A 26,687-nucleotide genomic window follows, 5' to 3' on the forward strand; every position below is an offset into this window, starting at 1 on the left:
AAAGTTCGCCCTGCTGGCCCATATCCGCGACAATTGGCGCAACTGACGCCTCAATGCTTCCATGTCCAGATTGCAGTTCAAGCTCCAGAACACCGATGGCCGCGCCCGCCGTGGCCAGCTGTCCTTCCCGCGCGGCACCGTGCAGACCCCGGCCTTCATGCCGGTTGGCACCTATGGCTCGGTCAAGGGCGTGCTGCCAGAGCAGGTGCGCGCGCTCGGGGCCGAGATCATCCTCGGCAATACCTTCCATCTGTACCTGCGCCCGGGCCTGGATGTGATCGCCGACCACGGCGGCCTGCATGGCTTCTGCCAGTGGAATGGTCCAATCTTGACCGATTCGGGTGGTTTTCAGGTGTTTTCGCTTGCGCATCGCCGCAAGATCACCGAAGAAGGTGTCACCTTCGCCTCGCCGACCGACGGTGCCCGGGTCTTCCTGGGCCCGGAAGAGAGCATGAAAATCCAGAAGGTGCTGGATTCGGACATCGTCATGATCTTCGACGAATGCACCCCATACCCGGCGACCGAGCCGGTGGCGCGCAAGTCGATGGAGCTCAGCCTGCTGGGCCCAGCGCAGCCGCAACGCACATGACGCCATGGGCAACGATGCGGCGCTGTTCGGCATCGTCCAGGGCGGGGTGCACACCGAACTGCGCAGCCGCTCGGCCGAAGGCCTGCAAGAGATCGGCTTCGATGGCTATGCCATCGGCGGCCTGGCGGTGGGCGAGCCCGAGCACGAGCGCAATGCCATGCTCGACCACATGCATCCGATCCTGCCTGCTGACCGTCCGCGTTATCTGATGGGTGTGGGCCGGCCGGAGGACCTGGTCGAAGGCGTTGCCCGTGGCGTGGACATGTTCGACTGCGTCATGCCGACCCGTAATGCCCGCAATGGCCACTATTTCACCTCGTTCGGCACCGTTCGCATCCGCAATGCCAAGTACGAGCGGGACATGAACCCGATCGAGCCCGGCTGCGGCTGCCATGCCTGCACCGGTGGCTACACCCGCTCCTACCTGCGTCACCTGGACCGCTGCAACGAGATGCTGGCGCCGATGCTGGGCACCCTGCACAACCTGTTCTATTACGAAAAGCTGATGGCCGACATGCGTGCGGCCATCGAGGCGGGAACCTTCCTGGCCTTCCGCGAGTCCTTCTATGCAGCCCGGGGCCTGAACGTCCCGGCGTTGTCGGGGGAGTAGCGGTCTTCACACGGTCCGGGACGTGCTCCCGGACGCGTGGCATACTTCACGGCTGACCCCGTTTCGCGGTAACTGCTGCAGGCCATCCGGCCTGCATGGGTGCCGCCCAACATCAAGGATTACAATATGACTCTCATGGCTATCCTGCTCCCCGTCGCCCAGGCCGCTCCGGCCGCACCGGGCATGGGCACCTTCCTGCTGCCCATCGCGCTGATCGCAGTGATGTACTTCCTGATGATCCGTCCGCAGATGAAGCGCCAGAAAGAACACAAGGCAATGCTGGAGAAGATCGCCAAGGGTGACGAAGTGCTGACCTCCGGCGGCATCGCTGGCGTGGTCACCGACATCGGCGACAACTTCATCACCGTGGAAGTGGCTGACAACGTCCGCATCCGCGTACAGAAGGGCTCGGTCGGCAACGTCCTGCCCAAGGGCACGCTGAAGAACGCCGCCTGAGACTGATCCCTTTCCGTCACGTCGTGACGCCGCACCGGCGTCGCGCAGGATCCTGCAATGCTTGAATTTCCGCGCTGGAAGTACTTCCTGATTCTGATCGTTCTGGCGGTCAGCGCGCTGTACGCGCTGCCCAACATCTACCAGAAGGATCCGTCCGTTCAGATCACCGCCAACCGTGGTGGGCAGATTGATGATGCGCTGCAAGAGCGCGTCAACAAGGCACTGAGCGAGGCCGGTGTCACCGCCAAGTCGGTGGAGAAGGAGGGCGAGAACAATCTGATCGTCCGTCTGACTTCGCTCGACGCCCAGTCGCGCGCCAATCAGGTGCTGCGCGAGACGGCTGGCGAGAACTACACCGTCGCCCTGAACCTGGCCTCGACCGTTCCGGATTGGCTGGCCAATCTGGGCGGCAAGCCAATGGTGCTGGGTCTGGATCTGGTTGGTGGCGTGCACTTCGCATTGCAGGTGGACCAGAAGGCCGCGGTGGACAAGCGCTTCGAAGCCTTCACCGAAGACGTGCGTACCACCCTGCGTGACAACCGCGTCTCCTACCGTTCGGTTGAGCGTCGCGGCGAAAGCGATATCGCCATCGCCCTGACCAACGCGGCCGATGCCGACAAGGCACGTGCTGCACTGGCCAAGGCGCAGCCGACTTTCAGCTACTCGGTAAGCGGTGATCGCATCACCGCAACCGTGCCGCAGGCGGAAATGCTGCAGATCGCCTCCGGCGCCATCGAGCAGAACCTCACCACCCTGCGTAACCGCGTCAACGAACTGGGTGTGGCCGAGCCGATCATCCAGCGCCAGGGCGAAGACCGCATCGTGGTCGAGTTGCCGGGTGTGCAGGACACCGCCGAAGCCAAGCGCATGATCGGTGCCACCGCGACGCTGGAATACCGCGCCGTGGTCGACGGCAATGCCGAAGATGCCGCCAGCACCGGCCGCATCCCGCCGGAAGCCAAGCTCTACCGCGACCGTGCCGGTCGCCCGGTGCTGCTGAACAAGCGCACCATCGTCACCGGCGACCAGATGGTCAAGGCGGCAACCTCCACTGACCAGAACGGCCTGCCGTCGGTCAGCGTGACGCTGAACAGCGTCGGCGGCCAGCGCATGTTTGATTTCACCAGCGCCAATGTCGGCAAGCCGATGGCGGTGGTCTACACCGAGCGGATTCCGCAGGTGACCATGGTCAACGGCGTGGAGCAGCGCAGCTTCCGGGTCAAGGAAGAAGTGATTTCCGTCGCCAACATCAATGGTGTGTTCGGCAAGGAGTTCCAGACCACCGGCCTGGAGAAGACCGAAGCCGACGGCCTGGCCAAGCTGCTGCGTGCAGGCTCGCTGGCTGCGCCGATGGACTTCGTCGAGGAATACGTGATCGGCCCGAGCCTGGGCAAGGAGAACGTGGACCGCGGCGTCAAGGCAGTGGTGTTCTCGTTCATCTTCACCCTGGTGTTCTTCGCCATCTACTACCGCATGTTCGGCGTGATCACCTCGGTGGCGCTGCTGTTCAACCTGCTGATCGTGGTGGCGGTGATGTCGATGTTCGGCGCGACCATGACCTTGCCGGGCTTTGCCGGCCTGGCCTTGTCGGTCGGCTTGTCGGTCGACGCCAACGTGCTGATCAACGAACGTATCCGTGAAGAGTTGCGCCTGGGCATGCCGGCGAAGAAGGCCATCGCGGAGGGTTACGAGCGCGCCTCGGGCACCATCCTCGACGCCAACCTCACTGGCCTGATCGTCGGTGTGGCGCTGTATGCGTTCGGTACCGGCCCGCTGAAGGGCTTCGCGCTGACCATGATCATCGGTATTTTCGCCTCGATGTTCACTGCGATCACCGTGTCGCGTGCTCTGGCGACGCTGATCTACGCCAAGCGCAAGAAGCTGAACTCCGTGGCCATCTGACGCGAACCTCTTCGCAGAAGCCCGCACCTGACCGGTGCGGGTTTTCCAAGGAACTCCTTGCATGAAACTGTTTCCACTTCACATCGTTCCGAACGACACCAACATCGACTTCATGAGTCACCGCAAGCCGGTGCTCGCGATCATGGTGGTGTTGCTGCTGGCTTCGTTCGCCATCATCGGCTTCAAGGGCTTCAACTACGCCCTGGAGTTCACCGGCGGCACGGTTGTGCGTACCCACTTTGAAAAGAGCATCAACGCCGACACGGTGCGGGAGCGTCTGGAAAAAGCTGGCTTCGACAACGCCCAGGTGCAGAGCGTCGGCGGCGGCAATGACTTGATGATCCGTCTGCCGCCAGAGGGTGAGCACAACAATGCCGCCGATGCCGCGCAGCAGGTTGCCGAGAAGGTTCGCGTTGCGGTGACCGCGGCGGACAACGTCGCCACCGTGCAGCCGGGTGAGTTCGTTGGCCCGCAGGTCGGCAAGGACCTGGCGATGAACGGCATCTACGCCACGCTGTTCATGGTCATCGGTTTCCTGATCTACATCGCCGCGCGCTTCGAGTGGAAGTTCGCCATCGTCGCCAGCGTCACTGCGTTCTTCGACCTGATCCTGACCATCGCCTACATGTCGCTGGTTGGCCGTGAGTTCGACCTGACCGTGTTGGCCGGTATGTTGTCGGTGATGGGTTTTGCCATCAACGACATCATCGTGGTGTTCGACCGTGTGCGCGAAAACTTCCGCAGCCTGCGCGTGGAGCCGCTGGAAGTGCTTAACCGCTCGATCAACCAGACGCTGTCGCGTACGGTCATTACAGCGGTGCTGTTCTTCCTGTCCGCACTGGCGCTGTACATGTTCGGTGGCGAGTCGATGGAAGGTCTGGCCGAAACCCACATGGTGGGTGCCGTGATCGTGGTCATCTCCTCGATCATCGTGGCCGTGCCGTTGCTGAGCATTGGTCCGTTCAAGGTCACCAAGCAGGATCTGCTGCCCAAGGCCAAGGACGAGGAAGAGCTGGCCCGTCGTCCCTGACGGACCCGCACTGCCTTGCTGAAAAGCCGCGCCCTGCGCGGCTTTTCTTTTGCCTGCAATCCGAACGAGGGCAGGGCGGTCCATGCGGTGGCGTCGGTTGTTTTCGATGCGGCAGCGCACTACGATCCTCCCGGTTCAGCGCGCAAACTGCTTGTGCAGCTGTCTTCTGTTTAGCCAACCGAGGTTTTCATGGTCATCAAACCGCGTGTGCGCGGCTTCATCTGCGTCACCACCCATCCGACTGGTTGCGATGCGGCGGTCAAGGAACAGATCGATTACATAAAGGCCCAGCCCAAGCTGGCCAATGGCCCGAAGAAGGTGCTGGTGCTCGGTGCCTCCACCGGTTACGGTCTGGCCGCCCGCATCAAGGCTGCGTTCGGCAGCGATGCCGCCACGCTGGGCGTGTTCTTCGAACGCCCGGGCAGCGAGACCAAGCCAGGTACGGCGGGTTGGTACAACACTGCTGCGTTCGAGAAGTACGCACACCAGGCCGGCCTGTATGCGCGCAGTGTCAATGGCGATGCGTTCTCCGACGAGGTGAAGCAGAAGGTCATCGAGATCATCAAGGCCGATCTGGGCCAGGTCGATCAGGTGGTTTACAGCCTCGCCGCGCCGCGCCGCAAGCACCCCAAGACCGGCGAGATCATCAGCTCCACGCTGAAGCCGATCGGTGCGCCGATCACCTTGCGTGGCCTGGACACCGACAAAGAAGTGCTGACCGAAACCACGCTGCAGCCGGCAACGGCCGAGGAAATCGCCGGCACCGTGCAGGTCATGGGTGGCGAAGACTGGCAGATGTGGATTGACGCCCTGCTTGAGGCTGGCGTGCTGGCACCGGGTGCCACCACCACCGCGTTCACCTATGTCGGCGAGGAGATCACCCAGGCCATTTACTGGAATGGTTCGATCGGCGCCGCCAAGAAGGACTTGGACAACAAGGTGCTGGCCATCCGCGACAAGTTGCAGGGGCTCGGTGGCGATGCGCGCGTGTCGGTGCTGAAGGCGGTTGTGACCCAGGCCAGCTCGGCAATCCCGACCATGCCGCTGTATCTCTCGCTGCTGTTCAAGGTGATGAAGGAGCAGGGCACGCACGAAGGCTGCATCGAGCAGCTCGATACCTTGTACGACATTCTGTACAACGGCCCGCAGGGCGGCACCAACGCGGCCGATCATATCCGCCAGCAGCTGCAGGACGCGCAGGGCCGTGAGATCGCGCTCGTCGACGGCGAAGGCCGTCTGCGTGCGGACTACAAGGAAATGGCACCGGAAGTGCAGGGCAAGGTGCTGGAGCTGTGGCCGCAGGTGACCAATGAGAACCTGTACGAGATCAGCGACCTGGCCGGCTACAAGGCCGACTTCCTGCGCCTGTTCGGGTTCGGCATCGACGGCGTGGATTACGAAGCCGATGTGAATCCGGATGTGGCGATTCCGGGGATTGTCGAAGTCTAAGTTTGCTGGTTTCGTAGTTGTGAGAAGGCCGCGCTTTGCGCGGCCTTTTTTTTTTGCATTTTCAGCTAGGAGCTTCCCCTCACCCCAACCCCCGCTCCCGCGCCCCGGCCCTTGCGCTGGCGCAAGGTCGTTCAAGGAGCAGCGAACCTGTGGTTCGCAAGCTGCTCCTTTCACCCCGCAAGCGGGAGAGGGGCTCGGATCGCGCTGGCTGCCAGTGCACCTACGAGCCCACGCATTGCTAAGCCCCTCTCCCGCCTGCGGGAGAGGGGTTGGGGTGAGGGCAGCTCTTGGCGCAAACAAGCAGCCCACAGCAACCCATCAACCAAAATCAAAATCCATATGGGCCGTCGGCGGTCCGACAAAATCGCCTTCCACGTAGTCCACGCCGGCACTGAACAACAAACTCATCGTCGATGCATCGGCAACAAATTCGGCGATGGTCAAAATGCCCGCAGACTGCGCTTTGGTAGTGATCTCCTGGGTCTTCTCCAGCTGCTCCTTGGCCAGTGTCGGGTCAGCCGTGAACGCGCTGTCCAGCTTGAGGAAGCCCGGCTGGAAATGCGCCAACAGCTGGAACGAATCCAGTCCAGAACCAAACTGCTCCAGACCCACCTTGCAGCCAAGTGCAGTGACATCGGCCAGGAACTGCTGCGCATTGCGCAGGTGGGTGAATACCTTGGCTTCGGGAATCTGCAGCCACAACTGCGCGCCTTCCACACCTTCGGCCTGCAGGCCGCTGCGGATCACGGTCAGCAGCTCGGGGTCGGAGAAGGACTCCGGGGTGATGCGCACCATCAGGTGCGTGCGATGACCCGCGCGGCGGCGCTCACCCAGCGCGCGGATGGCGTTGGCCACCACCCAGCGGTTGATCGGAGCCAGCAGCGCGTGTTCCTGCGCGATCGGCAGGAAGCTTGCGGGGCCAACCATCTCGCCGTTGTTTTCCATCTGCAGTGAGGTGTCGTACAGCTGGATCGGCTCGCCCATCAGGTTCAATACGGGGCGGAAACGCAGATGGAAGCCGTCACCGGCCACCGCCTGGCGGATGCGCTGCACCCAGCTTTGGATGCGTTCTTCTTCGACACGGTCGGCCGCGCCCGGGTCGAATACCTTGAACGTATTGCCACCCAGCTCGATCGCAGCGCGCGCGCAGTCATTGGCGCGGTTCAGGACCTGACCGACGCTGGCAATCTTCTCGCCTACCTGCACGCCGCCAATGCTGACAGTGACGGTTGCCGAGCGCTCGCCGATGCTGAATACCGACGAGGCGAAGGCGCTGCGCACACGTTCGGCCATCTCTGAAGTGTGTGCGTAGTCGCCTTCGGTAAGCAGGGCGAAGTTGTGTTCGCCGAAGCGCGCCAACTGCGCGTCTTCGCCGATGGCCTGGGCCAGCGTCAGGCCCAGGGCAGCAATCAGTGCATCGGCCGAATCCAGGCCGATGTCGGGCAGCAGGCGCGCGTAGTGATCCGGCTCGACCAGCAGGAAACCGTACTGGCCATCGCTGCGGCCGACCTGGGCCACGGCCTTCTCCAGTTGCACCATGAAGGTTGGGCGGTTGAGCAGGCCGGTGACCTGGTCGCGCTGGCGCAGCGCTTCGACTTCGCGCGCCAGTTCCGGATCGAACTCTTCGCGGCGTCGGAACACGACCTGGAAGCAGCTCTCGTCTTCATACGTGGCAGCGGTGAACTCCATCGTCGCCGGGAAGGTGTCGCCGTCCTGGTTGCGTGCGTGCACTTCGTACTGCGGTGGCGGTGCTTCGCCCTTGCTCAGGGATTTGAGCAGTTGCTTGAAGTTCTCCACATGCTGCGGTGCCACCATGTCCAACAGCGAGATACCCTCCACATCCTCGAACGACTCGAATCCGAACATGTCCAGATAGGCTTCGTTGGCGCGGATGTGCATGCCTTCGTGGATGTAGGCGATGGGGTCGCGCGAGGACGAGATCAGCGCATCGCAGCGGCGCTCGGTCTCGCGCATCTGCGCTTCGATCCGGCGCAGGCCGCGACGGGCCTGCAGGTCGGTCCATTCGGTCTGCACCACCGACAACAGGTGATCCGGCTGATGGCGCAGTGCGATGGCGCGGATGCCATTGGCGGCCGAGTCCAGCAGCATCTGCGCATCGATGCTGTCGGTCAGCAGGATCATCGGGATGTCCTTGCCGCTGGCCGCGACCTGCTGGGTCAGCAGCAATTGCGGGATAACGTAAGAATTGGCTGCCAGCACCAGGTCGATGGGTTGGCTCAGCGCCTGGTTCAGCTCGTCGGGGCTTTGCGGCCGTGACGGGCGCACTGCGATGCCGCTGTTGCGCAAGGTGCTGACGATGGCCTCGGCGTTCTCGGCGCTGTCGTCAACGATCAGCAAGCGCAAGGTGATGTCTTTGGCGTTCTGCATTCAGGACTCCCGGGGGACGGGGTTTAATACACGATGCACGGCGCTGGCGTCTATGCGCAGATCGCTTGCCTGTGACGTACTCCCGTGAGTGTAGTCTCAAGGCCGGCTTCAGGGTGTTGTTGTCGCCGGCCGCAGCGCATGTCAGCAGGTGCGGCGCTCGGCCGTGTGGTGGACATCGTGATTCGATGGATACGCTTGAAGCATCCGCTTACACGGCCACGCCGGCGGCGCGGCCGGAGGCCCAGGCCCATTGGAAGTTGTAGCCGCCCAGCCAGCCGGTCACGTCCAGTACCTCGCCGACAAAGTGCAGGCCAGGCACGAGCTGCGATTCCATCGTTGAAGAGGACACCTTGCGCGTGTCCACGCCGCCCAGGGTAACCTCGGCGGTGCGGTAGCCCTCGGTGCCGCTGGCCACCAGCGGGAAGTCGGACAACAGGCTGGCGGCGGCCTTGAGCTCGGGCTCGTCCATCTGCCGCATCGGCTTGTCCTTCAGCCATTGCTCGCACAGGCGCAGGGCCAGCCGCCGCGGCATCACTTCCGACAGCACGGTGCGCAGCTCGGAGGCACCGCGTTCGCGCTTCATCTGCCGCAGCCATTCAGCTGCATCGTGATCGGGCAGCAGGTCCAGCCGCAGATCATTGCCTGGCTGCCAGTAAGAGGAGATCTGCAGGATCGCCGGACCGCTGACGCCGCGATGCGTAATCAGCATGAAGTTGCGGAAGCTCTGGCCGTTGCAGCGTGCCTCCACTGGCAGCGCAACGCCACTGAGCTCGGCAAAGCGCTCCTGGTGGGTGCCGCTCAGGGTCAGTGGGACCAGGCCGGCGCGGGTCGGCAGCAGCTCATGGCCGAAGTTGCGCGCCACCTCGTAACCGAAGCCGCTGGCACCCATGCTGGGAATTGACAGGCCGCCGGTGGCGATCACCACCGATGCGCTATGGAATTGCCCCTGCGCGGTACGCACGTGGAAGCCATCGGCACCGCGCTCGATCTGCTGCACGCCGCAGTCGGTGCGGATCTGCACGCCGGCGTCGGAGCATTCGTCCAACAACATCTTCACGATCTGCTTGGAGGAGATGTCGCAGAACAGTTGGCCCAGTTCCTTCTCGTGATAGGCGATGCCGTGACGTTCGACCATCTCGATGAAATCGGCTGGTGTGTAGCGCGCCAGCGCCGATTTGCAGAAATGCGGGTTGTTCGAAATGAAGTTCGCTGCGGTGGTGCCGGTATTGGTGAAGTTGCAGCGGCCACCGCCGGACATCAAGATCTTCTTGCCAACCTTGTTGGCATGGTCGATCACCTGCACGATGCGGCCGCGCTGGCCGGCGGTGAGCGCACACATCAGCCCGGCCGCGCCTGCGCCGATCACCAGTACGTCGCAGCGGATTACCTTGTCTGCCACTACTGCTTACTCCGCCGGACGCTTGCGCCAGACCGGGATCACGTCCAGCTGGATCTGATCATTGAGGATCTGCACCTCGCCATCCTGGATCAGCACGCTGAAGCGCATTGCCCGCTGCACCAGTTCACCCCAGCGTTCGACGAACGCGGACGGCAGGTCGACCACTGACAGGTTGTTGAAGCGGGTCAGGTGCTTGCTCTGCTTCTGCCACCAGATATCGGAGGCATTGCCGCCGTAGTTGACGATCTGCACGCGGCGGCTGCGGTTGCAGGCCTTGCGCACGCGGGATTCGTCCGGGTGGCCGAGGTCGATCCACTGCTCGATATCGCCGGTGTAGTCCAGCTGCCACAGGTCCGGTTCGTCCTCGCTGCTCAGGCCCTTGCCGAACTCCAGCCGGTCCTCGGCATTGAGGGCGAAGGCGAGCAGGCGCACCATCAGACGCTCGTCGGTTTCGGAGGGATGCTGGGCCAGGGTCAGGTTATGGGTCGCGTAGTAGCCGCGGTCCATGTCGCTGATCTGCAGTTCGGCCTTGCGGATGGTGGCGGTGAGGGCCATGGGAATACCGGGTACAAAGACTGCCCATCATAATGCCTGGCCCCGCAACGGACCCGTTTCAACGTGCCTGATCATGATCTGCCCAGCCATCTGCAACTCGCTCCAGGCCCGTGGGCCAGCCTGTTGGAGGGGCTGTGCGCACGGTTCCCAGCGATAAGCCAGGTGCAATGGCTGGACCGGTTTGCGCGCGGGCGGGTGCTGGGCAGCGATGGCCAGCCGCTGGCACCGGCGCAGCCGTGGCGGGCAGGGCAGGAGATCCAGTACTTCCGCGAGGTCGCCGACGAGCCGGAAGTGCCGTTCGCCGAGCAGATCCTGCATCAGGACGAACACCTGCTGGTGGCCGACAAGCCGCATTTCCTGCCGGTCACCCCGGCCGGGCGCTTCGTGCGGCAGACCCTGCTGGCACGTCTGATCGCCAGCACCGGCAATCGCGAGCTGGTGCCGCTGCACCGGATTGATCGCGGTACCGCCGGCCTGGTGCTGTTCTCCTGTAACCCGGATACGCGTGCTTCGTATCAACGGCTGTTCGCCGAGCGTCGCATCGACAAGGGCTACGAGGCCTTGGCGCCGGCCATGCCGGCATTGCAGTTTCCATTGCACCGGAACAGTCGCATTGGCCGCGGCGATCCGTTCTTCCGCATGGCCGAGCTGGCGGGCGAGGCCAATGCATTGACCCGGGTAGATGTCATCGAGCGGCGTGGCAATGTGTGGCGCTATGCGCTGGAGCCGGTGAGCGGGCGCAAGCACCAGTTGCGCGTGCACATGGCGGCGTTGGGTGCACCTATTCTCGGTGACGACTTCTACCCGCAGGTGCTTGAGCGTGAGCCGGATGACTATCGGCAGCCACTGCAGTTATTGGCGCGACGGCTGGCCTTCGTGGATCCGCTCATTGGCGAGCAGCGGGAATTCCGCAGCACGCGCGAGCTGCTGTGAGCTTCAGCGCCGCTGTGCCAGCCAACGGTCGAGCTGGGCGGCAAAGGCCTGGCGATCACGTGCATGCAAGGTGGCCGGGCCGCCGGTCTGGATGCCGGCGCCACGCAGTTCTTCCATGAAGTTGCGTACCGATAGTCGTTCGGCGATGGTATTGGCGGTATAGAGTTCGCCGCGCGGATTCAGTGCGACGGCGTGTTTCTCCAGCACGCGCGCTGCCAGCGGAATGTCCTGGGTAACGACCAGGTCGCCGGCGTTGACCCGTTCGGCGATGGCGTCGTCGGCCACATCCGGCCCGCCCGGCACCTGCATGGCACGGATGAAGCGCGAGGGCGGGGTACGCAGCCATTGGTTGGCGACCAATACGGTCTCGACCTTGGCCCGTTCGGCGGCGCGGAACAGGATTTCCTTGATCACCACGGGGCAGGCATCGGCATCTACCCAGATCTGGGTGGCCGGACGGGTGGCGGAAACGGCGTCTTCAGGGCTCATGCCGCGCAGTCTATTGGATTTGCCGACTTTGCTGTTATCGGGCTATCGTCAGAAAATTGACTGATTTCAGCAACTTAATGGCCGAACTGAACCATATTTGGTTTCTGAATGCGGTAAATATCGCTTTTTGGAACAAAGCGGCGTATCGTCCATCCCACTGTGCTTGCAAGGGTCACCGTGAATCGTGGCCTGATGCAGTTGATCTTCTTGATCGGCTCATCGATCCGCTTTACCAACGCCTGCAACTCAGTCTCGGCCCCGATACCCGGTGGTCGCGATTATTTCAACTTATGTTTCAGGAGTTAGTACATGTCTGATCGTCAGACCGGCACTGTCAAGTGGTTCAACGACGCTAAGGGCTTCGGCTTCATCACCCCGGAAAGCGGCCCGGACCTGTTCGTGCATTTCCGCGCCATCCAGGGCAACGGCTTCAAGTCGCTGCAGGAAGGCCAGAAGGTGACTTTCGTCGCCGTGCAGGGCCAGAAGGGTATGCAGGCTGACCAGGTGCAGGCGGTCTAATCGACCCCTTGCTACCGTAAGGTTGCTTGGAACGCCGGAAGCGAAAGCTTCCGGCGTTTTTATTTGTGTTTTCGCATCGTGCTTCGCCTTGCACTGACGCTGCGTTCTGCAGGTGTTGGCTAGGATGTTGTCTCGTGTCGATTGAATGACGTTGGAGCCAGCGATGATCACCGTGCACCATCTGGAACAATCGCGTTCGCAGCGCGTACTGTGGATGCTGGAAGAGTTGGGCCTGGCCTACGACGTGGTCAGCTACAAGCGTGACCCCAAGACCTGGTTGGCGCCGCCGGAACTGCGCAAGGTGCACCCGCTCGGCAAATCACCGGTGCTGCAGGACGGCGCGCTGATCCTGGCCGAATCCGGAGCCATCCTGGAATACCTGGCTGACCGCTATGACCTGCAGCGCAGCCTGTCGCCGCAGCCCCTGCCGGTGGAGGCGCCGGAGCGCCTGCACTATCACTACTGGATGCACTACGCCGAAGGCTCGGCGATGCCACCGCTGGTGATGAGCCTGGTGTTCGCCAAGGTGCGCAAGGCACCGCTGCCATTTTTCGCCAAGCCGATTGCCCACAGCATCGTCGACAAGGTGATGAAGAGTTTCATCAGCCCGCAGCTGCGTCTGCACCTGGGCTGGATGGAGCAGGCCTTGAACCAGTCCACCTGGTTTGCCGGCGAGCGCTTCAGCGCGGCTGACATCCAGATGAGTTTCCCGGTCCAGGCGGCGGCAGTCCGCGCCGGTCCCATGACCGACTATCCAAAGCTGCAGGCTTTCCTGGCCCGCATCGCCGAACGACCGGCCTATCGGCGTGCCGAGCAGCGTGGTGGCGCGCTGGATCTGATCGGCGGCGCTCGCTGAGCACGGCGCGTCAATCTTGCAGCCCGGCCCGCCAGCCCCCACGTTGAGACGATGAACAACACGCCCCCGCAATTTGACAACCGCTTCCAGCGCGAGCTGCCCGGCGATCCTGAAACCGGCGCGCGCCGCCGCGAGGTGCTGGGTGCCGCCTGGTCGGCGGTGATGCCGACGCCGGTGGCTGCACCGCGCTTGCTGGCGCACTCGGCCGAGGTGGCAGGCCTGCTTGGCTTCGATCCGAGCATGATCGCAAGTCCGGAGTTTGCCGAGGTCTTCGGTGGCAACGCCTTGTTTGCCGGAATGCAGCCGTGGGCGGCCAATTACGGCGGCCATCAGTTTGGCCATTGGGCTGGGCAGCTCGGTGATGGCCGCGCCATCTCCTTGGGCGAGTTGCTGACCGGCGACAAGCGCTGGGAGCTGCAGCTCAAAGGTGCTGGTCCGACCCCGTACTCGCGCGGAGCCGATGGCCGCGCGGTGCTGCGTTCGTCACTGCGCGAGTTCCTGTGCTCGGAGGCCATGCATCATCTCGGCGTGCCCACCACACGCGCACTGAGCCTGGTTGGCACCGGTGACAAGGTTATGCGCGACATGTTCTACGACGGCCATCCGCAGGCCGAACCCGGTGCGGTGGTGTGTCGGGTCGCACCGTCCTTCATCCGCTTCGGCACATTCGAGCTGCCGTCAGCGCGCGGCGATGTCGCGCTGTTGCGGCAACTGGTCGATTTCTGCATCGCCCGTGATTTCCCCGAACTGCCTGGCGGTGGCGAGGCGCTGTACGCCGACTGGTTCGCGCAGGTCTGCACGCGCACCGCGGTGATGGTGGCGCAGTGGATGCGGGTCGGCTTCGTGCATGGGGTGATGAATACCGACAACATGTCCATTCTTGGTTTGACCCTGGACTACGGCCCTTACGGCTGGGTCGAGGACTACGATCCGGACTGGACGCCGAACACCACCGATGCGCAGGGCCGCCGCTACCGCTTTGGTACGCAGATGCAGGTGGCGTACTGGAATCTCGTGCGGCTGGCGCAAGCGCTGTCGCCGTTGTTCGCCGAGGTGGCGCCGCTGCAGGCGGGATTGGACGGCTTCCGTGAGCGGTATGAAGTCGAAGAGCGCGCGCATCTGGTCGCCAAGCTTGGTCTGGGCGAGTACCGGGACGGCGATTCCGAGCTGATGACGCAGTTCCAGCAGCTGTTGCAAGAAGGTGAGATGGACATGACGCTGGCGTTCCGCGCCTTGGCGTCCGTCGATATCGACGTGCCGCAGGCCGCAACCCTGGAGGAGGCTTTCTATTCCCCGGCTGCCCGCGAACAGGTGTTGCCGGCGCTGACCGACTGGCTGCAGCGCCATGCCGCGCGGGTCCGGGACGCTGGGCAGTCGCCGCAGCAGCGCCGTGATGCCATGCAGGCGGCAAATCCCAAGTACGTGCTGCGCAACTGGCTGGCCCAGCAGGCCATCGACCGTGCCGAACAAGGCGATCTGGCCGGAATCACGGACTTGCTGGACGTGATGCGGCATCCTTATGACGAACAACCCAGGCGCGAGGCATTTGCCGGCAAACGCCCGGAATGGGCGCGCGACCGCGCCGGCTGCTCGATGCTGTCGTGCAGCTCCTGAGCACCTTTCCACGAATGACTGATATGACTTCTCCTGCCTACCCCGAATGGTCGCGCCCGATCCGTGACATCGCCGACTTCCCCAAGCCCGGCATCCTGTTCAAGGACATCATCCCGCTGCTGGGTGATGGTGCCTGCTTCCGTGCCGCCGTCCAGGCCATGGCCGAACCCTGGCGCGATGCCGGCCTGCATGCGGTACTCGGTGTCGAGGCGCGCGGCTTCATTCTCGGCACCGCGCTGGCCTTGGAGTTGGGTGTGGGCTTCGTGCCGGTACGCAAGCCGGGCAAGTTGCCGGGTGCGACCTTGAAGCAGGAGTATGCGCTGGAATACGGCACCGATCGCATCGAAGTCAGCGTCGGCGCAACCCCGCCGGGCGCGCGCGTGCTGCTGGTCGATGACGTGCTGGCTACCGGCGGTACCTTGCTTGCCGCCTTGCAGTTGGCTGCGCAGCTTGAGGCGCAGGTTGTTGGCGGCGCGGTGTTGGTGGAGCTGGACGGACTGGGTGGCCGTGAGCGCTGGCCTGATGGTTTGCCGCTGGCCGCTACACTGGTGTACTGAGTACCTGATCCATCCCAATCTGCGGAGTCCCGAATGCCGACGTTGAGCGAGCTGCTGTCTTCCTTCGATGGTGAACAAGGGCTGCTGCTCCCTGACAGTTGGCGACAAGGACGCACCGCCTACGGCGGCGTGCTCAGTGCGCTGGCGGTGGCCGCGGCGATGCAAAGCCATGCAGGCGCGTTGCCGCCATTGCGCGCGATGCAGGTGACCTTCATCGGGCCTGCAGCCGGCCTGCTGCGTTTCGTTCCGGCGCTACTGCGTGAAGGCAAGTCGGTGGTGAATGTCGGTGTGGATGTGTTCTCCGACGATGCCTTGGCGGCGCGCTTGTCATTGGTGTTCGGCCGCGCCCGCGAAAGCGCGGTTGCGCATGATTTCGGTGGCGAGCTCCCGGCCCAGGGGCCAGCCGCGTACCGCGATTTCGACATGGCGGCGATGCCGTTCGCACCGGCCTTTACCCGTAACTTCCAGATGCGCCCTGCCGGCGGTGCGATGCCGGTGTCGGCTGCGGAGATTCCCGAGCTGCTGACCTGGATCCGCCATCGCGACGCCGGCGGAGTAAATCCGGCGGTAGCCCTGATCGCGATGGGTGATGCGATGCCGCCGGCAGCATTCACCAGCTTCCGTGCTGCTGCGCCGATCAGTTCCATCACCTGGAACGTTGAGCTGCTTGATCCTTCGCCGCAGGGCGAATGGTTCCTGCTGCGTTCCTTCAGCCAGCATGCGGGTGACGGCTATTCGTCGCAGGACATGCAGGTATGGGACGAGCAGGGCCGGGTGGTGATGCGCGGCCGCCAGAGCGTGGCGGTGTTTGCCTGATGCGCGCCGTGCGGGTGTTGGGTGGACTGGCGCTGCTGCTGGCGATGCTGGGCTGGAGCGCGTGGTTCGTGATCTGCAACGTGTATGAATTCTCGCCAGCACTGGACCCGGTGGCGTTTGCCTGTGGCGGGCTGCTGAGCGTGGTACTGGCCTGGCGCGTGTTCCGCAGCGGTCTTCGCCGTGTTGCCTGGCCATTGTTTGCACAGGCAAGCTGCATCGGCATGTACCTGCTGCTGATCCATCGTGGCGTCGGCGAGGCCACTGCGCTGGCGCTGTTTGTCGCAGCCAGCGTAGCGGTTGTTGCCGCAGCATTCCGGGTGACGCTGCGCGCTCCCGCCGCCTGAAGCGGGTCTAGCGGGTCAGCCTGATTTCCCCTTCGCTCAGCGCGAGCCGCAGGAATGCCAACACTGCCGGGCCGCTTTCGCGGTCGGCGCGGGCATAACCTTCGGCAGTGCCGCCAACCGGGATGTAAGGGCCGGTGTCGCTGCGGAAGGTGGTGGGCTGCAGGAAGGGCGTGATCAGGTGGCCTGCGTCGGAGTAATACAGCAGGGCGTCCGCTTGCGGCGCGCTGCGGCGCTTCAGGCGTTGCATCGCCAATGCCGCCATCTCGCCGGAAACACCGAGCTGGTCGTCGCCACCTGCGACCAGTAGTAGCGGCCCGTTGATGCGTTCGATCGGCAGCATCGCCTGCTCCAATGCTGCCGCGTGCGGGCCAGGCTGATTCCAGTTGAGCTGTTCCACATAGGGCAGGAATGGCAGGTCGCGGCCACCAACGCTCAATGCGGGCGCGTCCACTGCGCGGAAATCGGCCGGCGGCACATCACGGCGGATGCCGCGGAATGGCGCAGGACTGCCTACCCACGACACCGCTGCCTGCAGGCGCGGATCATGTGCCGCCGCCGCCATCGCCACGATGCCACCCCAGGACCCCCCCATCACCCCGACCTTGCCGGCAAAGGGCTGGGCGCGCAGCCAGTCGACCGTGCTGCTGACCGGGTCGATGGGGACGCGGATCAGATCCTTGGGTAGTCCGGGCATCCGGTAGTAGGCAACAGCCACTGCGACGAAACCGTTTGACGCCAACCAGGCGGCATACAGATTCGCGGTATCGATGCCGCCTTCGGCGCCGCCCAGGGTGATCACGACAGGATGTTGGCGACCATCGCCCAGGGCTCCTGCAGGGTGATAGAGATTTCCCACCACGCCGTGCAGTTGCAATGGCGTGGCAATGACGTCCGCCGCGTTGATCCGCCGTAGCAATGTCTGTTGGCCGATCCGTTTACCATCGACGAACGCCTCCAATTGCATCGTCGCTGGCGCATGGCGCAGGCCGTCGGCTTCATTGCGCATGGGCAGTGGCGTGGGTCGGCCCTTGCCCGATTCCGGCCGCATCGACCAGAACAATCCCGTCGCATCGACACCCGCGTAGCTGCCGGCCTCGGCGCCTGCAGCGGCGGTATCGGCGATACCGTTGTGATCGGCACGGTAGTTGGCGTGTGCAAGCCAGCGGTTGCCGCTGCTGTCCTGCATGGAAAGCTGCAGCTTCACGGCCTGGCTTGGCAGCAGCCCGGCAACGCTGATCTGCACCGGTTGATCGGCTGGGCCGTCCACGGGATGTACGCGCAGTTCGGCGGCAAGGGCCAGGGAGCTGCAGCTGAGCAGCAGCGGAAGCAGGAGATGCTTGAGCATGGGCGTGGTGAGCGAGGAGCGGCCCGGGATGTTGCCGCTGCTGGAAATGCAACGGAACAGCTGGACGCCACCAATGGCGCAGGCGGTGCCGGGCTTGGCATGAGCCGTGCGTCTCAGCCGGCCTTGCCCATCTTCGCTTCGAAGGCGTCGCGGTGCAGCCGGCTCAGCGGCAGCTGGGTGCCATCCAGCAGTTCCAGCGTCGCATCGCCATTGCGACGTGGCAGCAGACAGCGCACCCGTGTGCAATTGACGATGACCGCGCGCTGTATCTGCACGAAGCCGGCCGGCGCCAGCTGCTTGGCGAGCCGGCCGATGCTGTCGCGCAACAGGTGCACCTGCTTGCCGACATGCAGGCAGGCATAGTGGCCGGCGCTGTCGATGTAGTCGATGTCGGTGGGGGACACGTAGTCGCTGCGGCCACCATTGCGGATGCATAGCGGTGCCAGCGGGTTGATGGTCTCGCGTGCAAGATGCCTGCGCAGCCGGTCCAGTGCGATGGCAAGGCGATTGGCATCCAGTGGCTTGGGCAGATAGTCGACCGCGCCCAGTTCGTAGGAGGCCAGTGCATGTTCTGCATGGGCGGTGGTGAAGATGATCGCCGGTGCAGGCGCGGCCAGGCTGCGCGCGAGTTGCAGGCCGTCTTCATCGGGCAGCTGGATGTCCAGCAACAACAGCTCGACCGGTTCGATAGCCAGCAGCGAACGGGCCTGGGCGATGCTGGGCGCTTCGCCGACTATCTGGATATCCGCATGCGCGCCCAACAGGTGGCGCAGCTTTTCGCGGGCCAGTGCGACGTCGTCGATCAGCAGCGTGCGGATCATGCGGCGGGCTCGCTGCTGGCAAGCGGTAGCCGGATGCTGACCTGGTAGTGCGCGCCGTCGCGTTGCGCGTGCAGCGTGGCATGCTCGCCGTAGATTGCCTGCAGGCGTTCGCGGCTGGCTTGCAGACCAATCCCCATGCCGGCGGCCGCGTCGCCAAGCGGGTTGCGGATCTGCAGGTGAAGCAGTTCATCGCGCGACTCGAACTGCAGGCTGATCGTGACGTCGTCTGTGTCCGAGGTGCTGGCGAAGCGCACGGCGTTCTCGATCAATGGCTGCAGCAGCAGGCTGGGCACGCGCGCATCCCAGGCATCGGCGCTGGCCTGCAGTTGCACCTGCAATGGCTGTTGCTGCAGCAGTCGCTGCAGTTCGATGAAGGCCATCGCCTGCGCCACTTCCTCGCGCAGGGCGACGAAGGGTTCGCTCTGCAGCAGGTTGCGTAGCAACTCACCCAGCTGCGCCAAGGCCGCGTCAGCACGCTCGGCATCGCGATAACCCAGCGCGCCGATCGCATTGAGTGCGTTGAACAGGAAATGGTGATTCAGCCGTGCCCGCAAGGCTTGTTCGCGCGCCTGTGCCAGCAGTTCGCCACGGCGGCGATAGCGACGGATATAGGTCAGTGCCTGGCCGATGCCGATGACGGCGACATAGGTTGGGAGCGCGAACAGGCTGGTGGCGACAACCGCATGCAGCCAGCTGTCGGGCAGCGCACGGGGCCGCGCCAGTTGCGAGAGGTGATAACCAAACATCCAGCCCGTCAGCGACAGCGCAGGAATGATGCAGATGCCGGCTGCCAACAGCTTGCCCGCTGCCTGGGCGTCGCGGCCCATGCCCAGTGGCCAGCGTGCGCACAGCCGCCAAAGACCAGGCGTTGCCAGCAGCCAGGGGCTGTAGATGCCAAGCAGGAACAGCAGGGAACGCAACAGCTCGACGGGAGCCAGACTGCCAGCGGAGGGGCCGGTGAGCTGTACTGCCGGCAGGGTGACCAGGATCAGCAGCCAACCCGCAGATACCGCACGCCACGGAAAGGCCGTGGCGTGCGTATCAGCCGCAATGCAGGAAGAGCGGGTGTCCGGCTGGGAAGTCATGTGCGCGCTCAAGCGCCGGGCTGGGCCGGCGACTGCTTACATCTTGCGAACGCGGAAACGCTTGCCCTTGATCTTGCCGGCTTCCAGGCGTGCCAAGGCCTTGCCAACCTGCTCACGGGCAATAGCCACGTAGGAGCGGGTGGGGAAGATATCGATCTTGCCGATCGCCTTGGCCGACAGCCCGGCATCGCCGGTCAAAGCACCGAGGATGTCGCCAGCGCGGAGCTTGTCGGTCTTGCCGCCATCGATACGCAGGGTGGTCATCGCCGCCTGCGGCAGCTCTGCCGGACGCGCGGTTGCCAGCGGGGTCTTCTGCCAGTTCAGCGGCTTGCCCTGCTGTGTCTCCAGTGCGTCGGCGCGGCTGCGCTCGCGGCCGGCAACCAGGCTCAATGCCAGGCCATTGCGGCCGGCACGGCCAGTACGGCCTACGCGGTGCTGGTAGGTATCGATGTCGGTCGGCAGCTCGTAGTTGACCACCGCAGCCAGGTCTTCCACATCCAGGCCGCGTGCGGCCACGTCACTGGCGACCAGCACGTTGCAGCTGCGGTTGGAGAACTGCATCAGCACTTCGTCGCGGTCGCGCTGTTCCATATCGCCATGCAGCGCCAACGCCGAGAAGCCGAACTGGCGCAGCGAGTTGGCCACTTCGTCCACGTCCTTGCGGGTGTTGCAGAACACCACCGCCGATTCCGGCGTATACCTCAGCAGCAAGCCGCCGAGTGCCTTCTGGCGGTTGGCCGGCTCGGTCTCGAAGAACAGCTGCTGGATGGCCGGTGCCTCGGCCTGGCCATCGACAGTGACTTCGGCCGGCTCGTTGAGCAGGGCGCGGGCGAGTTCGCGGATCGCTTCCGGGAAGGTGGCCGAAAACAGCAGGCTCTGGCGTTCCTTGTGGGTGCGGCCGGCGATTTCGCGGATCGGCTCCTCGAAGCCCATGTCGAGCATGCGGTCGGCTTCATCCAGCACGAAGCTGCGGACCTGACCCAGGTTCAATGCACGCTTGCGCGCCAGTTCCTGCACGCGGCCGGGGGTGCCGACCACGACCTGCGGGTCATGGGCTTCCAGCGAGGCCAGCTGCGGGCCCAGCGGCATGCCGCCGGTGAGGATCAGCAGCTTCAGGTTGGGGATGCCGGTGGCCAGCTTGCGCAGCTGCTTGCCGACCTGGTCGGCCAGTTCGCGGGTAGGGCACAGCACCAGCGCCTGGGTGCGGCTGACGGACAGGTCGAGCCGGTTGAGCAGGCCAAGGCCGAAGGCGGCGGTCTTGCCGCTGCCGGTCGGGGCCTGCGCGATCACGTCGCGGCCTTCCAGGATCGGCGGCAGCGCCAGCGCCTGTACCGGCGTCATCGAGGTATAGCCCAGCGCGTCGATGCCAGGAGCGAGTGCCGGCGACAGCGGCAGGGAAGAGAAGTCAGTCATGCCATATTTTCGCAGAAGCCGGGCGGCGGCGCTTGCCATCCTGAATGGGTAGCACCGGCGGCTTCATCTAGCGTCCGTGGGACGAACTCAATCCTTGCGATTGTTGCTGACGGGCTTGCTCTTGGGCGTGACGGTCTTGGCCCCGGTTGGGCGCTGGTAAACGAAGGGATAGGGCACGGCAGGTGTGTCCGGCAAGCCTGCACGCCACTGTTCGAGCACGGTAGCCACCGTCTTGCCGTTCTTGAACTGCGGTTCGGAGGGGAGCTCGCCTTGCTCCTTTTCGCGGCGGCGGACGCTGCCTGCAGCCAGTGTGTAGGCGTGGGCGAAGTCATTGGTGGCGTTCAGGGCCTCGACCAGGAAGGCGCGGCCAAACCAGGTGGCGCTATCGGTATTGCCGCAGCCGAAGGATGGACGGTCCTTGCGTGCGGCAGTGATTACCATGCGCTGCGGAGACATCAGCGCTGGGACGAAGGCGCCAGAGAAACAGGCCGAGACCACGATCACCGCATTGCCGATCTGGGCTAGATCCAGCATCCGCGCGAGCTGTGCCGGCGCCAGATAGTCCTCCTGGTCGCGGCCGGTGTGCAGGTAGACGCTGTTGTCATGCAGGCCGTGGCTGGTCAGGTAGAGGAACAACACGTCTTCATTTGGGTCCAGCTTCTGCCCGAGTCCATTGAGGGCATGGCCGATGCTGTCGGCGGTAGCCAGAACCTGCGGCGGGCCACCATGGCCCAGGGCAGGCTGGTTGACCAGGCTGATCATGCGGCCTTCGGCACCCCAGCGTGTTGCTGACAGTTGCCGCAGGTAGGCCACTTCATTGGGGAACACGTCTTCGTCGGCATCACCGGCCACGCCGAGCACGTAGATGTCGGTGACGCCGGGGCGCTGGGCTGGCAAGCCCGCCAATGCGGCGTCCAGCATCGTGAGCTGGCTGCCTTCAAGTTTGGGTGTGGTGGCTTGCCGCTCGGGTGTTGGCGCGGCGCTGGCGAATGCAGGCCAGGCCGCACAGGCTGCCAACAACACGTTGGCGACGGCTTTCATCAGCCGGGTAGGGGAATGCTGGGAACCGCGTTGGGCTGCCATTGCCGTAATCCATGACGGTGGGTATGGCAGCACGGCCAAGCTGACCGTGCTGCATCCAGTGCGCGCCAGGAGGCGGCCTCAATGGCTATGGTGCCGGAGTTGGAGGCTGAATGCGTAGTGGATCCTTTGCAGGTGTAGGGGCCGCGCGCCGTAGCTGGCGCAATCCCGTAGCGGTCAGCGCGACGCTCAGTCCGGCAGCGATGACCAGCCATAGGCCAGCGCGCATTTCTTCCTGAGGTTCTCAAGTTGCTCGGCGGCATTGATGGCGCTGTTGGCGCGGTAGACCAGATCTTCCAGCCTGCACAGGACGTCGGCCTGCTCATCATCGTCCGGCACCACTTCGACAATCCGATCGACAAGCTGGTGCATCTCCAGCAGCTTCTGTTTGCGCTCGTATTCGCCAAGCGCGGTAGCGTCCTGCACGACCTGCTGTGCCAGAACGTCGAAGTGATCGCGCATTTTCTCGTAGTCCATACAGCACCTGCTGTTATGACTGCCAGCCAATAGCCTGTAATGGTGCTGTCGGGGATACCACTACCTCAATGAGGGATACACCTTACTTGACCTAGGATTTATCTGACAAAGCCGTTGTCGAGGGGCTGGAAGGGCGCCCTGGGGGCTTGCATTGCCAATCATGCGCCGGCGTCGATATCGACATCAGCGTCGTGGGGATGGATTGATCCCGGGCGGCTCGCCTGTGCAACCAAGGTCGATGTTGTCTTACGGCGTGATGGCGTAGATGTAGAAGTCGTTATCCCGCGCCCACCCGAGAGCCTCATAGAGTCTTTGCGCTGGAATGTTGTCCTTCGCGGTCTGCAACTCAATGCGTCCAGCACCAAGCCCCTTCGCAACAGAAACCGCAGCAACCATCAGTTTTCTGGCCACGCCCAGGCGGCGAGCGTCTGGAGACACGAACAGGTCGTAGAGAACGTAGCTTTTCGTAGCATCAACGGAGTCGAACAGCGGATAGAGTTGGGTGAAGCCGAGAAGACTGCAGGTGTAATCAGCCGCAACCAGGATCAGGGAGGATCCCTCCCGCAGACGGGCGCCAATGAACTCCCGGGCCAAGCCGGGATTGGAAACTTGACCATAGAACTGCCGGTAGTGATCAAAGAGCGAGGCGACGGGTTCCATGTCAGCAGCAGTGGCAGGACGAACGGAAATTTCCACTTCTATCTCCTTGCGATTGGTTCTGATGGCTTCGACGGGAATCAACCTGATAGTTTGATGCGGGTAGCGCAGCTGCTGGATACGGGCCGGATGGCGTGACTCAATCAAACTGCAGATGCTGGGCACCAGCTATGACAACGGTGGCCCGGAAGCAGCATACGAGGGTGAACGCAGCTTGCTCGGTCCCGTTGTTTGTCAATGTGTTGGCCGGACCCGGCTACCCTCGGACAAAGCCGTACCCACGGAAGAGCCCATCATCCAGCCTGTTTGGGGTGGGTCGCATGATCGGGACCAAGGGTTCTGCTATCTGGTAGCTTGCTGGCATGAGGCCGCCACACGAGGACATTCAGGACCGCGCTCCGGTGTGGGATCACATGCAGAATTTCTGGATGGACACCGATCCGTCGATCTTTCTCGCAGATGTCGCTCGCGCCTGCGCGGAGTCCAAGTACTCGCTTGCCGAACTGGAGGCCATCTTCTGGAACGAAGTGCGTCCTGCTGTTTCATTCAACATGGGAGCGCTTCCTGCGCCGGAGTGGGTCGGATTTGAGATCGAATGGCTCAAAGAGCGTGTGCTTCGCAAATCCCGGTTCGGCAAACCCTTACCTCGCAAATGGCTGCATCCCTACCCGGAAAGCTGGTGGCGCAAGCTCAGTGCCGGCATTGTCCAGCACAGAAATGATGCGCGCGCCTGCAGGTGAGGCATCCAAACCAACGTCGCTCTCCAGTGAAGCTGAGTGGGCGCCGTCTTTGGACTGGCATTGAGTTGTGGGGAGTAGACAATCCTGCTCTGTAGCCGATTGCGACTCTGGTCGACACTCCAACCTGCAGCCGCATCGAACGATGTTGTGCGGCCGAGGGCCAGAGAAAGGCACTCAGGACGTTAGGCACCTTTGATTGATGAGTAACTTGCAAAGATCCGGGGAAGCTGGGCTAATCTCGGCCTGCCAGTAAGGAACTGGCGCAATGACAAGGACAGCACCATGTTGAAGTCTCGCAGGAAGATTGCTTGCTTGCTTCTGGGCTTGAGCCTCTTGGGAATTGCAGGAACGGCAGCAGCCTTCACGATCCAGATCGGTGGAGTTTGGTACGTGTGTGGTCTCACTGGTTGTAAGCCTTACGGCACGACGCAACCACCCGCACCGGGTTGATGGAATAGTCGGTAGAAACGGAGAGCCACCTTTGGTGGCTTTTCTTGTTTGGGCGCCGGTTGAATGGCATGCCAGCGGGTGCATAGCCCGGCGACAGTGCCTCTTTGGTAGCCAGGGTCGATAAGGGGTATCGATTCTGTGGATTCCCTACCCCCGCCGTCGCACAGGCTCGGACACAAAAAAGGCCGGAAACCCTTGTTGCTGTTGGGTTTCCGGCCTGATCGGGACCTTGACGGCCCATCTAATGGTGGAGGTGGGCGGAATTGAACCGCCGTCCGAAGGCACTCCATCCCCGGCACTACATGCTTAGCTCACCGTTGGGTCTCGTCCCGTGGCAGCACGGTGTGCAAAGCGCACCCCAGGACCAGCCTGTTTTGGTTAAGCCATGACTGACAGGCAGCCGTCACAGCCGGTTCCGTGATAATGACCCTACATCCACGAGCACGGGCACAAGTGGGTTCGGGGCTTACGCCTTAAGCGGCGAGAGCGTAGTTGTCGTCGTTGGCAACTAGAGTTTTGCAGCTGGATTTACGAGGAAAGCTACCCCCTCGGCATGCGCCAAGCGACTTCACAACCCCCGTCGAAACCAGTGCACCCCCGGTTAAGCGTTGATTTGTAACGGTTTTTAGCCCCGGATTGACCAAAAGCTGACTAAAGACCTCGCTGACGGATTGGATCCTACAGGGAAAAGCCTGAACAGTCACTGCTTCCGTCATCGTGCCGATCCAATTCCTCTGTCCTGACCACCTCCCAGCTTTTTGAGCCATTCAAAAGTAGAGAAATTCGGCGAAACTAACCCCAAGCAGAGAGGTGGTTTTGCCATGAAGAAGTCGAAGTTCACCGAAGAGTAGATTGCGTTCGCCCTACGCCAGGTTGAGGGCGGTACATCGGTCGGCGAGACGTGCCGGAAGATGGGAATTTCCGAGGCCACGTTCTACAACTGGAAGAAGAAGTACGGCGGGCTGGGCGTGTCCGAGCTGCGCCGGCTGCGGCAGCTCGAGGAGGAGAACCGCAAGCTCAAGCAGCTGGTCGCGGATCTGAGCCTGGACAAAGTGATGCTACAGGACGTCATTCAAAAAAAGCTCTGAGGCCGGTGCAGCGACATACGCTCATCGGCTTTCTGCAGCGTGCATACGGAATCAGCCAGCGGCGGGCACGCGGTGTGATGGGCCAGGCCCGTTCTGGGCTGGTGTACAAAACCGGTGCGCAGAATTCTGGATGCGCCATTGACCCGGCGCATCGAGGAGATAGCCCAGACGCGGGTGCGTTACGGCTATCAGCGCATCCATATCCTGCTGCGTCGCGAAGGCTGGCCGATCAATCGCAAGCGCGTGCATCGGCTGTACAAGCTGGCAGGGCTCAACCTACGCTCAAAGCGGCCTCGCCGGCGCAGGGCCGCGGCGGATCGATTGGATCGACCAACACTCACTGCACCCAACCAGAGCTGGAGCATGGACTTCGTCAGCGATGCACTCTTCGATGGACGCCGTTTCCGCTCGCTGACCGTGGTCGACAACTTCAGTCGGGAATGCCTGGCCATTGTCATGGGGCAGAGCCTGCGCGGCGAAGATGTTGTCGAAACGCTGGAACACCTGCGGCAGGAACGCGGTTCACCGCGCCGGGTTCAGGCTGATAATGGGCCTGAATTCATTAGTATCGTGCTGGATAAATGGGCTTACGATCACGGTGTCACGATCGATTTTTCGCGCCCTGGCAAGCCGACCGATAATGCGTTCGTCGAATCATTCAATGGTTCATTCCGCGACGAATGTCTGAACGTGCACTGGTTCCTGTCCCTTGACGACGCCCGCCAGAAGATCGAAAACTGGAGAACCGATTACAATCATTTCCGTCCGCATTCGTCTCTGGGAAATGCCGCGCCAGCGCAGTTCGCCGAGGCATTTCGGACAGCCCCAAATACGCCGATTTTTCTACCTTAGATCGGCTCAAGATTTGGGAGGCCGTCACCAAGCCAAGCGACATTGGGACAGGCTGGTAGCCGAGACGGCGGAGCTGTCTACTGAGGCATTCCTTCTTGGGCGGAAGTGCGCCATTATCGACGCACGCCCGGCGCATCTGACCGGATTTTCGCGTTATAGTCGAAAAACTCGTG

23 protein-coding genes, 1 other RNA gene and 2 pseudogenes are annotated in these 26,687 nt (G+C 63.1%); 14 read left to right on the forward strand and 12 right to left on the reverse strand.

Annotation, left to right across the window (positions count from 1 at the left end):
• The first annotated feature begins 61 nt into the window (after positions 1–61).
• From tgt to fabV, 5 genes and pseudogenes are all read left to right on the forward strand, one after another.
• Positions 62–1,199, forward strand: a pseudogene (gene tgt, locus ACVOMF_RS06145) (tRNA guanosine(34) transglycosylase Tgt).
• Between the two features lie 126 nt (positions 1,200–1,325).
• A complete protein-coding gene (yajC, locus tag ACVOMF_RS06150) occupies positions 1,326–1,655 on the forward strand; it encodes a preprotein translocase subunit YajC (protein WP_282271731.1) in 330 nt (109 codons plus the stop codon).
• 57 nt (positions 1,656–1,712) lie between these two features.
• The gene (gene secD, locus ACVOMF_RS06155; protein WP_481508476.1) at positions 1,713–3,557 is read left to right on the forward strand and encodes a protein translocase subunit SecD; all 1,845 of its coding nucleotides are present in this window, start codon (positions 1,713–1,715) and stop codon (positions 3,555–3,557) included.
• Positions 3,558–3,618: 61 nt separating this feature from the next.
• Complete coding sequence (secF, locus tag ACVOMF_RS06160; RefSeq protein ID WP_481508477.1) at positions 3,619–4,587, forward strand: protein translocase subunit SecF; 969 nt, start codon at positions 3,619–3,621, stop codon at positions 4,585–4,587.
• Between the two features lie 189 nt (positions 4,588–4,776).
• Entirely contained in the window at positions 4,777–6,036 is a 1,260-nt protein-coding gene (fabV, locus tag ACVOMF_RS06165) for an enoyl-ACP reductase FabV (RefSeq protein WP_481508478.1), read from the forward strand.
• 318 nt (positions 6,037–6,354) lie between these two features.
• On the opposite strand, the gene ACVOMF_RS06170 is transcribed toward fabV, so the two are convergent.
• The 3 genes from ACVOMF_RS06170 to ACVOMF_RS06180 all read right to left on the reverse strand — a co-directional run bounded on the left by ACVOMF_RS06170 (position 6,355) and on the right by ACVOMF_RS06180 (position 10,378).
• On the reverse strand, positions 6,355–8,424 hold the full coding sequence (locus ACVOMF_RS06170; protein WP_481508479.1) for an EAL domain-containing response regulator: 2,070 nt from the start codon (positions 8,422–8,424) through the stop codon (positions 6,355–6,357).
• Positions 8,425–8,632: 208 nt separating this feature from the next.
• Positions 8,633–9,823, reverse strand: coding sequence for a BaiN/RdsA family NAD(P)/FAD-dependent oxidoreductase (locus ACVOMF_RS06175; RefSeq protein WP_481508480.1), 1,191 nt, complete (start codon positions 9,821–9,823; stop codon positions 8,633–8,635).
• A 6-nt stretch (positions 9,824–9,829) separates the two neighbouring features.
• Positions 9,830–10,378 carry a YaeQ family protein gene (locus tag ACVOMF_RS06180; protein ID WP_481508481.1) on the reverse strand — a complete coding sequence of 183 codons (549 nt, stop codon included), beginning with the start codon at positions 10,376–10,378 and terminating at the stop codon, positions 9,830–9,832.
• Positions 10,379–10,441: 63 nt separating this feature from the next.
• On the opposite strand from ACVOMF_RS06180, the gene ACVOMF_RS06185 reads away from it, so the two are divergent.
• Positions 10,442–11,311: a pseudouridine synthase gene (locus ACVOMF_RS06185; protein ID WP_481508482.1), complete on the forward strand. Its 870-nt coding sequence runs from the start codon at positions 10,442–10,444 to the stop codon at positions 11,309–11,311.
• Positions 11,312–11,314: 3 nt separating this feature from the next.
• Here ACVOMF_RS06185 and ACVOMF_RS06190 read toward each other — a convergent pair whose 3' ends face one another.
• Complete coding sequence (locus ACVOMF_RS06190) at positions 11,315–11,800, reverse strand: YaiI/YqxD family protein (protein WP_481508483.1); 486 nt, start codon at positions 11,798–11,800, stop codon at positions 11,315–11,317.
• Positions 11,801–12,109: 309 nt separating this feature from the next.
• On the opposite strand from ACVOMF_RS06190, the gene ACVOMF_RS06195 reads away from it, so the two are divergent.
• From ACVOMF_RS06195 to ACVOMF_RS06220, 6 genes are all read left to right on the forward strand, one after another.
• The gene (locus ACVOMF_RS06195; RefSeq protein ID WP_054659637.1) at positions 12,110–12,319 is read left to right on the forward strand and encodes a cold-shock protein; all 210 of its coding nucleotides are present in this window, start codon (positions 12,110–12,112) and stop codon (positions 12,317–12,319) included.
• Positions 12,320–12,482: 163 nt separating this feature from the next.
• Entirely contained in the window at positions 12,483–13,175 is a 693-nt protein-coding gene (locus tag ACVOMF_RS06200) for a glutathione S-transferase family protein (protein ID WP_481508503.1), read from the forward strand.
• Between the two features lie 51 nt (positions 13,176–13,226).
• A complete protein-coding gene (locus ACVOMF_RS06205) occupies positions 13,227–14,789 on the forward strand; it encodes a protein adenylyltransferase SelO (protein WP_481508484.1) in 1,563 nt (520 codons plus the stop codon).
• 14 nt (positions 14,790–14,803) lie between these two features.
• Positions 14,804–15,346: an adenine phosphoribosyltransferase gene (locus ACVOMF_RS06210; protein WP_296246299.1), complete on the forward strand. Its 543-nt coding sequence runs from the start codon at positions 14,804–14,806 to the stop codon at positions 15,344–15,346.
• 33 nt (positions 15,347–15,379) lie between these two features.
• Positions 15,380–16,162: a thioesterase family protein gene (locus ACVOMF_RS06215; RefSeq protein ID WP_481508485.1), complete on the forward strand. Its 783-nt coding sequence runs from the start codon at positions 15,380–15,382 to the stop codon at positions 16,160–16,162.
• Positions 16,162–16,506: a hypothetical protein gene (locus tag ACVOMF_RS06220; protein WP_481508486.1), complete on the forward strand. Its 345-nt coding sequence runs from the start codon at positions 16,162–16,164 to the stop codon at positions 16,504–16,506. Before ACVOMF_RS06215 ends, ACVOMF_RS06220 begins: the two co-directional genes overlap by 1 nt.
• A 7-nt stretch (positions 16,507–16,513) precedes the next feature.
• On the opposite strand, the gene ACVOMF_RS06225 is transcribed toward ACVOMF_RS06220, so the two are convergent.
• From ACVOMF_RS06225 to ACVOMF_RS06255, 7 genes are all read right to left on the reverse strand, one after another.
• The gene (locus ACVOMF_RS06225) at positions 16,514–17,851 is read right to left on the reverse strand and encodes an acyl-CoA thioesterase/bile acid-CoA:amino acid N-acyltransferase family protein (protein WP_481508487.1); all 1,338 of its coding nucleotides are present in this window, start codon (positions 17,849–17,851) and stop codon (positions 16,514–16,516) included.
• A 113-nt stretch (positions 17,852–17,964) separates the two neighbouring features.
• Complete coding sequence (locus ACVOMF_RS06230; RefSeq protein ID WP_481508488.1) at positions 17,965–18,672, reverse strand: LytR/AlgR family response regulator transcription factor; 708 nt, start codon at positions 18,670–18,672, stop codon at positions 17,965–17,967.
• A complete protein-coding gene (locus ACVOMF_RS06235) occupies positions 18,669–19,757 on the reverse strand; it encodes a sensor histidine kinase (protein WP_481508489.1) in 1,089 nt (362 codons plus the stop codon). The genes ACVOMF_RS06230 and ACVOMF_RS06235 overlap by 4 nt, the downstream gene beginning before the upstream one ends.
• A gap of 36 nt (positions 19,758–19,793) precedes the next feature.
• On the reverse strand, positions 19,794–21,170 hold the full coding sequence (dbpA, locus tag ACVOMF_RS06240; RefSeq protein WP_296246288.1) for an ATP-dependent RNA helicase DbpA: 1,377 nt from the start codon (positions 21,168–21,170) through the stop codon (positions 19,794–19,796).
• Between the two features lie 87 nt (positions 21,171–21,257).
• Positions 21,258–22,253: a C13 family peptidase gene (locus ACVOMF_RS06245; protein WP_481508490.1), complete on the reverse strand. Its 996-nt coding sequence runs from the start codon at positions 22,251–22,253 to the stop codon at positions 21,258–21,260.
• Between the two features lie 186 nt (positions 22,254–22,439).
• The gene (locus ACVOMF_RS06250; RefSeq protein WP_481508491.1) at positions 22,440–22,727 is read right to left on the reverse strand and encodes a hypothetical protein; all 288 of its coding nucleotides are present in this window, start codon (positions 22,725–22,727) and stop codon (positions 22,440–22,442) included.
• A 246-nt stretch (positions 22,728–22,973) separates the two neighbouring features.
• Positions 22,974–23,531, reverse strand: a complete 558-nt coding sequence (locus tag ACVOMF_RS06255) for an N-acetyltransferase family protein (protein WP_481508492.1) — start codon at positions 23,529–23,531, stop codon at positions 22,974–22,976.
• A 215-nt stretch (positions 23,532–23,746) separates the two neighbouring features.
• Here ACVOMF_RS06255 and ACVOMF_RS06260 point away from each other — a divergent pair, with 215 nt between their 5' ends.
• The gene (locus ACVOMF_RS06260) at positions 23,747–24,124 is read left to right on the forward strand and encodes a DUF7079 family protein (RefSeq protein ID WP_481508493.1); all 378 of its coding nucleotides are present in this window, start codon (positions 23,747–23,749) and stop codon (positions 24,122–24,124) included.
• 695 nt (positions 24,125–24,819) lie between these two features.
• Here the strand turns inward: ACVOMF_RS06260 and ssrA are convergent.
• Positions 24,820–25,173: a transfer-messenger RNA gene (ssrA, locus tag ACVOMF_RS06265) on the reverse strand.
• Positions 25,174–25,425: 252 nt separating this feature from the next.
• On the opposite strand from ssrA, the pseudogene ACVOMF_RS06270 reads away from it, so the two are divergent.
• Positions 25,426–26,514, forward strand: a pseudogene (locus ACVOMF_RS06270) (IS3 family transposase).
• Positions 26,515–26,687: the final 173 nt, after the last annotated feature.

The sequence above is a fragment of the Stenotrophomonas sp. STEN022 genome, assembly GCF_056760155.1.

Coding starts and splice junctions, on each gene's coding strand:
- yajC (WP_282271731.1), top strand. CDS start 1,326: ATGACTCTCATGGCTATCCTGCTCCCCGTCGCCCAGGCCGCTCCGGCC.
- secD (WP_481508476.1), top strand. CDS start 1,713: ATGCTTGAATTTCCGCGCTGGAAGTACTTCCTGATTCTGATCGTTCTG.
- secF (WP_481508477.1), top strand. CDS start 3,619: ATGAAACTGTTTCCACTTCACATCGTTCCGAACGACACCAACATCGAC.
- fabV (WP_481508478.1), top strand. CDS start 4,777: ATGGTCATCAAACCGCGTGTGCGCGGCTTCATCTGCGTCACCACCCAT.
- ACVOMF_RS06170 (WP_481508479.1), bottom strand. CDS start 8,424: ATGCAGAACGCCAAAGACATCACCTTGCGCTTGCTGATCGTTGACGAC.
- ACVOMF_RS06180 (WP_481508481.1), bottom strand. CDS start 10,378: ATGGCCCTCACCGCCACCATCCGCAAGGCCGAACTGCAGATCAGCGAC.
- ACVOMF_RS06190 (WP_481508483.1), bottom strand. CDS start 11,800: ATGAGCCCTGAAGACGCCGTTTCCGCCACCCGTCCGGCCACCCAGATC.
- ACVOMF_RS06195 (WP_054659637.1), top strand. CDS start 12,110: ATGTCTGATCGTCAGACCGGCACTGTCAAGTGGTTCAACGACGCTAAG.
- ACVOMF_RS06200 (WP_481508503.1), top strand. CDS start 12,483: ATGATCACCGTGCACCATCTGGAACAATCGCGTTCGCAGCGCGTACTG.
- ACVOMF_RS06205 (WP_481508484.1), top strand. CDS start 13,227: ATGAACAACACGCCCCCGCAATTTGACAACCGCTTCCAGCGCGAGCTG.
- ACVOMF_RS06210 (WP_296246299.1), top strand. CDS start 14,804: ATGACTGATATGACTTCTCCTGCCTACCCCGAATGGTCGCGCCCGATC.
- ACVOMF_RS06215 (WP_481508485.1), top strand. CDS start 15,380: ATGCCGACGTTGAGCGAGCTGCTGTCTTCCTTCGATGGTGAACAAGGG.
- ACVOMF_RS06220 (WP_481508486.1), top strand. CDS start 16,162: ATGCGCGCCGTGCGGGTGTTGGGTGGACTGGCGCTGCTGCTGGCGATG.
- ACVOMF_RS06225 (WP_481508487.1), bottom strand. CDS start 17,851: ATGCTCAAGCATCTCCTGCTTCCGCTGCTGCTCAGCTGCAGCTCCCTG.
- ACVOMF_RS06230 (WP_481508488.1), bottom strand. CDS start 18,672: ATGATCCGCACGCTGCTGATCGACGACGTCGCACTGGCCCGCGAAAAG.
- ACVOMF_RS06235 (WP_481508489.1), bottom strand. CDS start 19,757: ATGACTTCCCAGCCGGACACCCGCTCTTCCTGCATTGCGGCTGATACG.
- dbpA (WP_296246288.1), bottom strand. CDS start 21,170: ATGACTGACTTCTCTTCCCTGCCGCTGTCGCCGGCACTCGCTCCTGGC.
- ACVOMF_RS06245 (WP_481508490.1), bottom strand. CDS start 22,253: ATGGCAGCCCAACGCGGTTCCCAGCATTCCCCTACCCGGCTGATGAAA.
- ACVOMF_RS06250 (WP_481508491.1), bottom strand. CDS start 22,727: ATGGACTACGAGAAAATGCGCGATCACTTCGACGTTCTGGCACAGCAG.
- ACVOMF_RS06260 (WP_481508493.1), top strand. CDS start 23,747: ATGAGGCCGCCACACGAGGACATTCAGGACCGCGCTCCGGTGTGGGAT.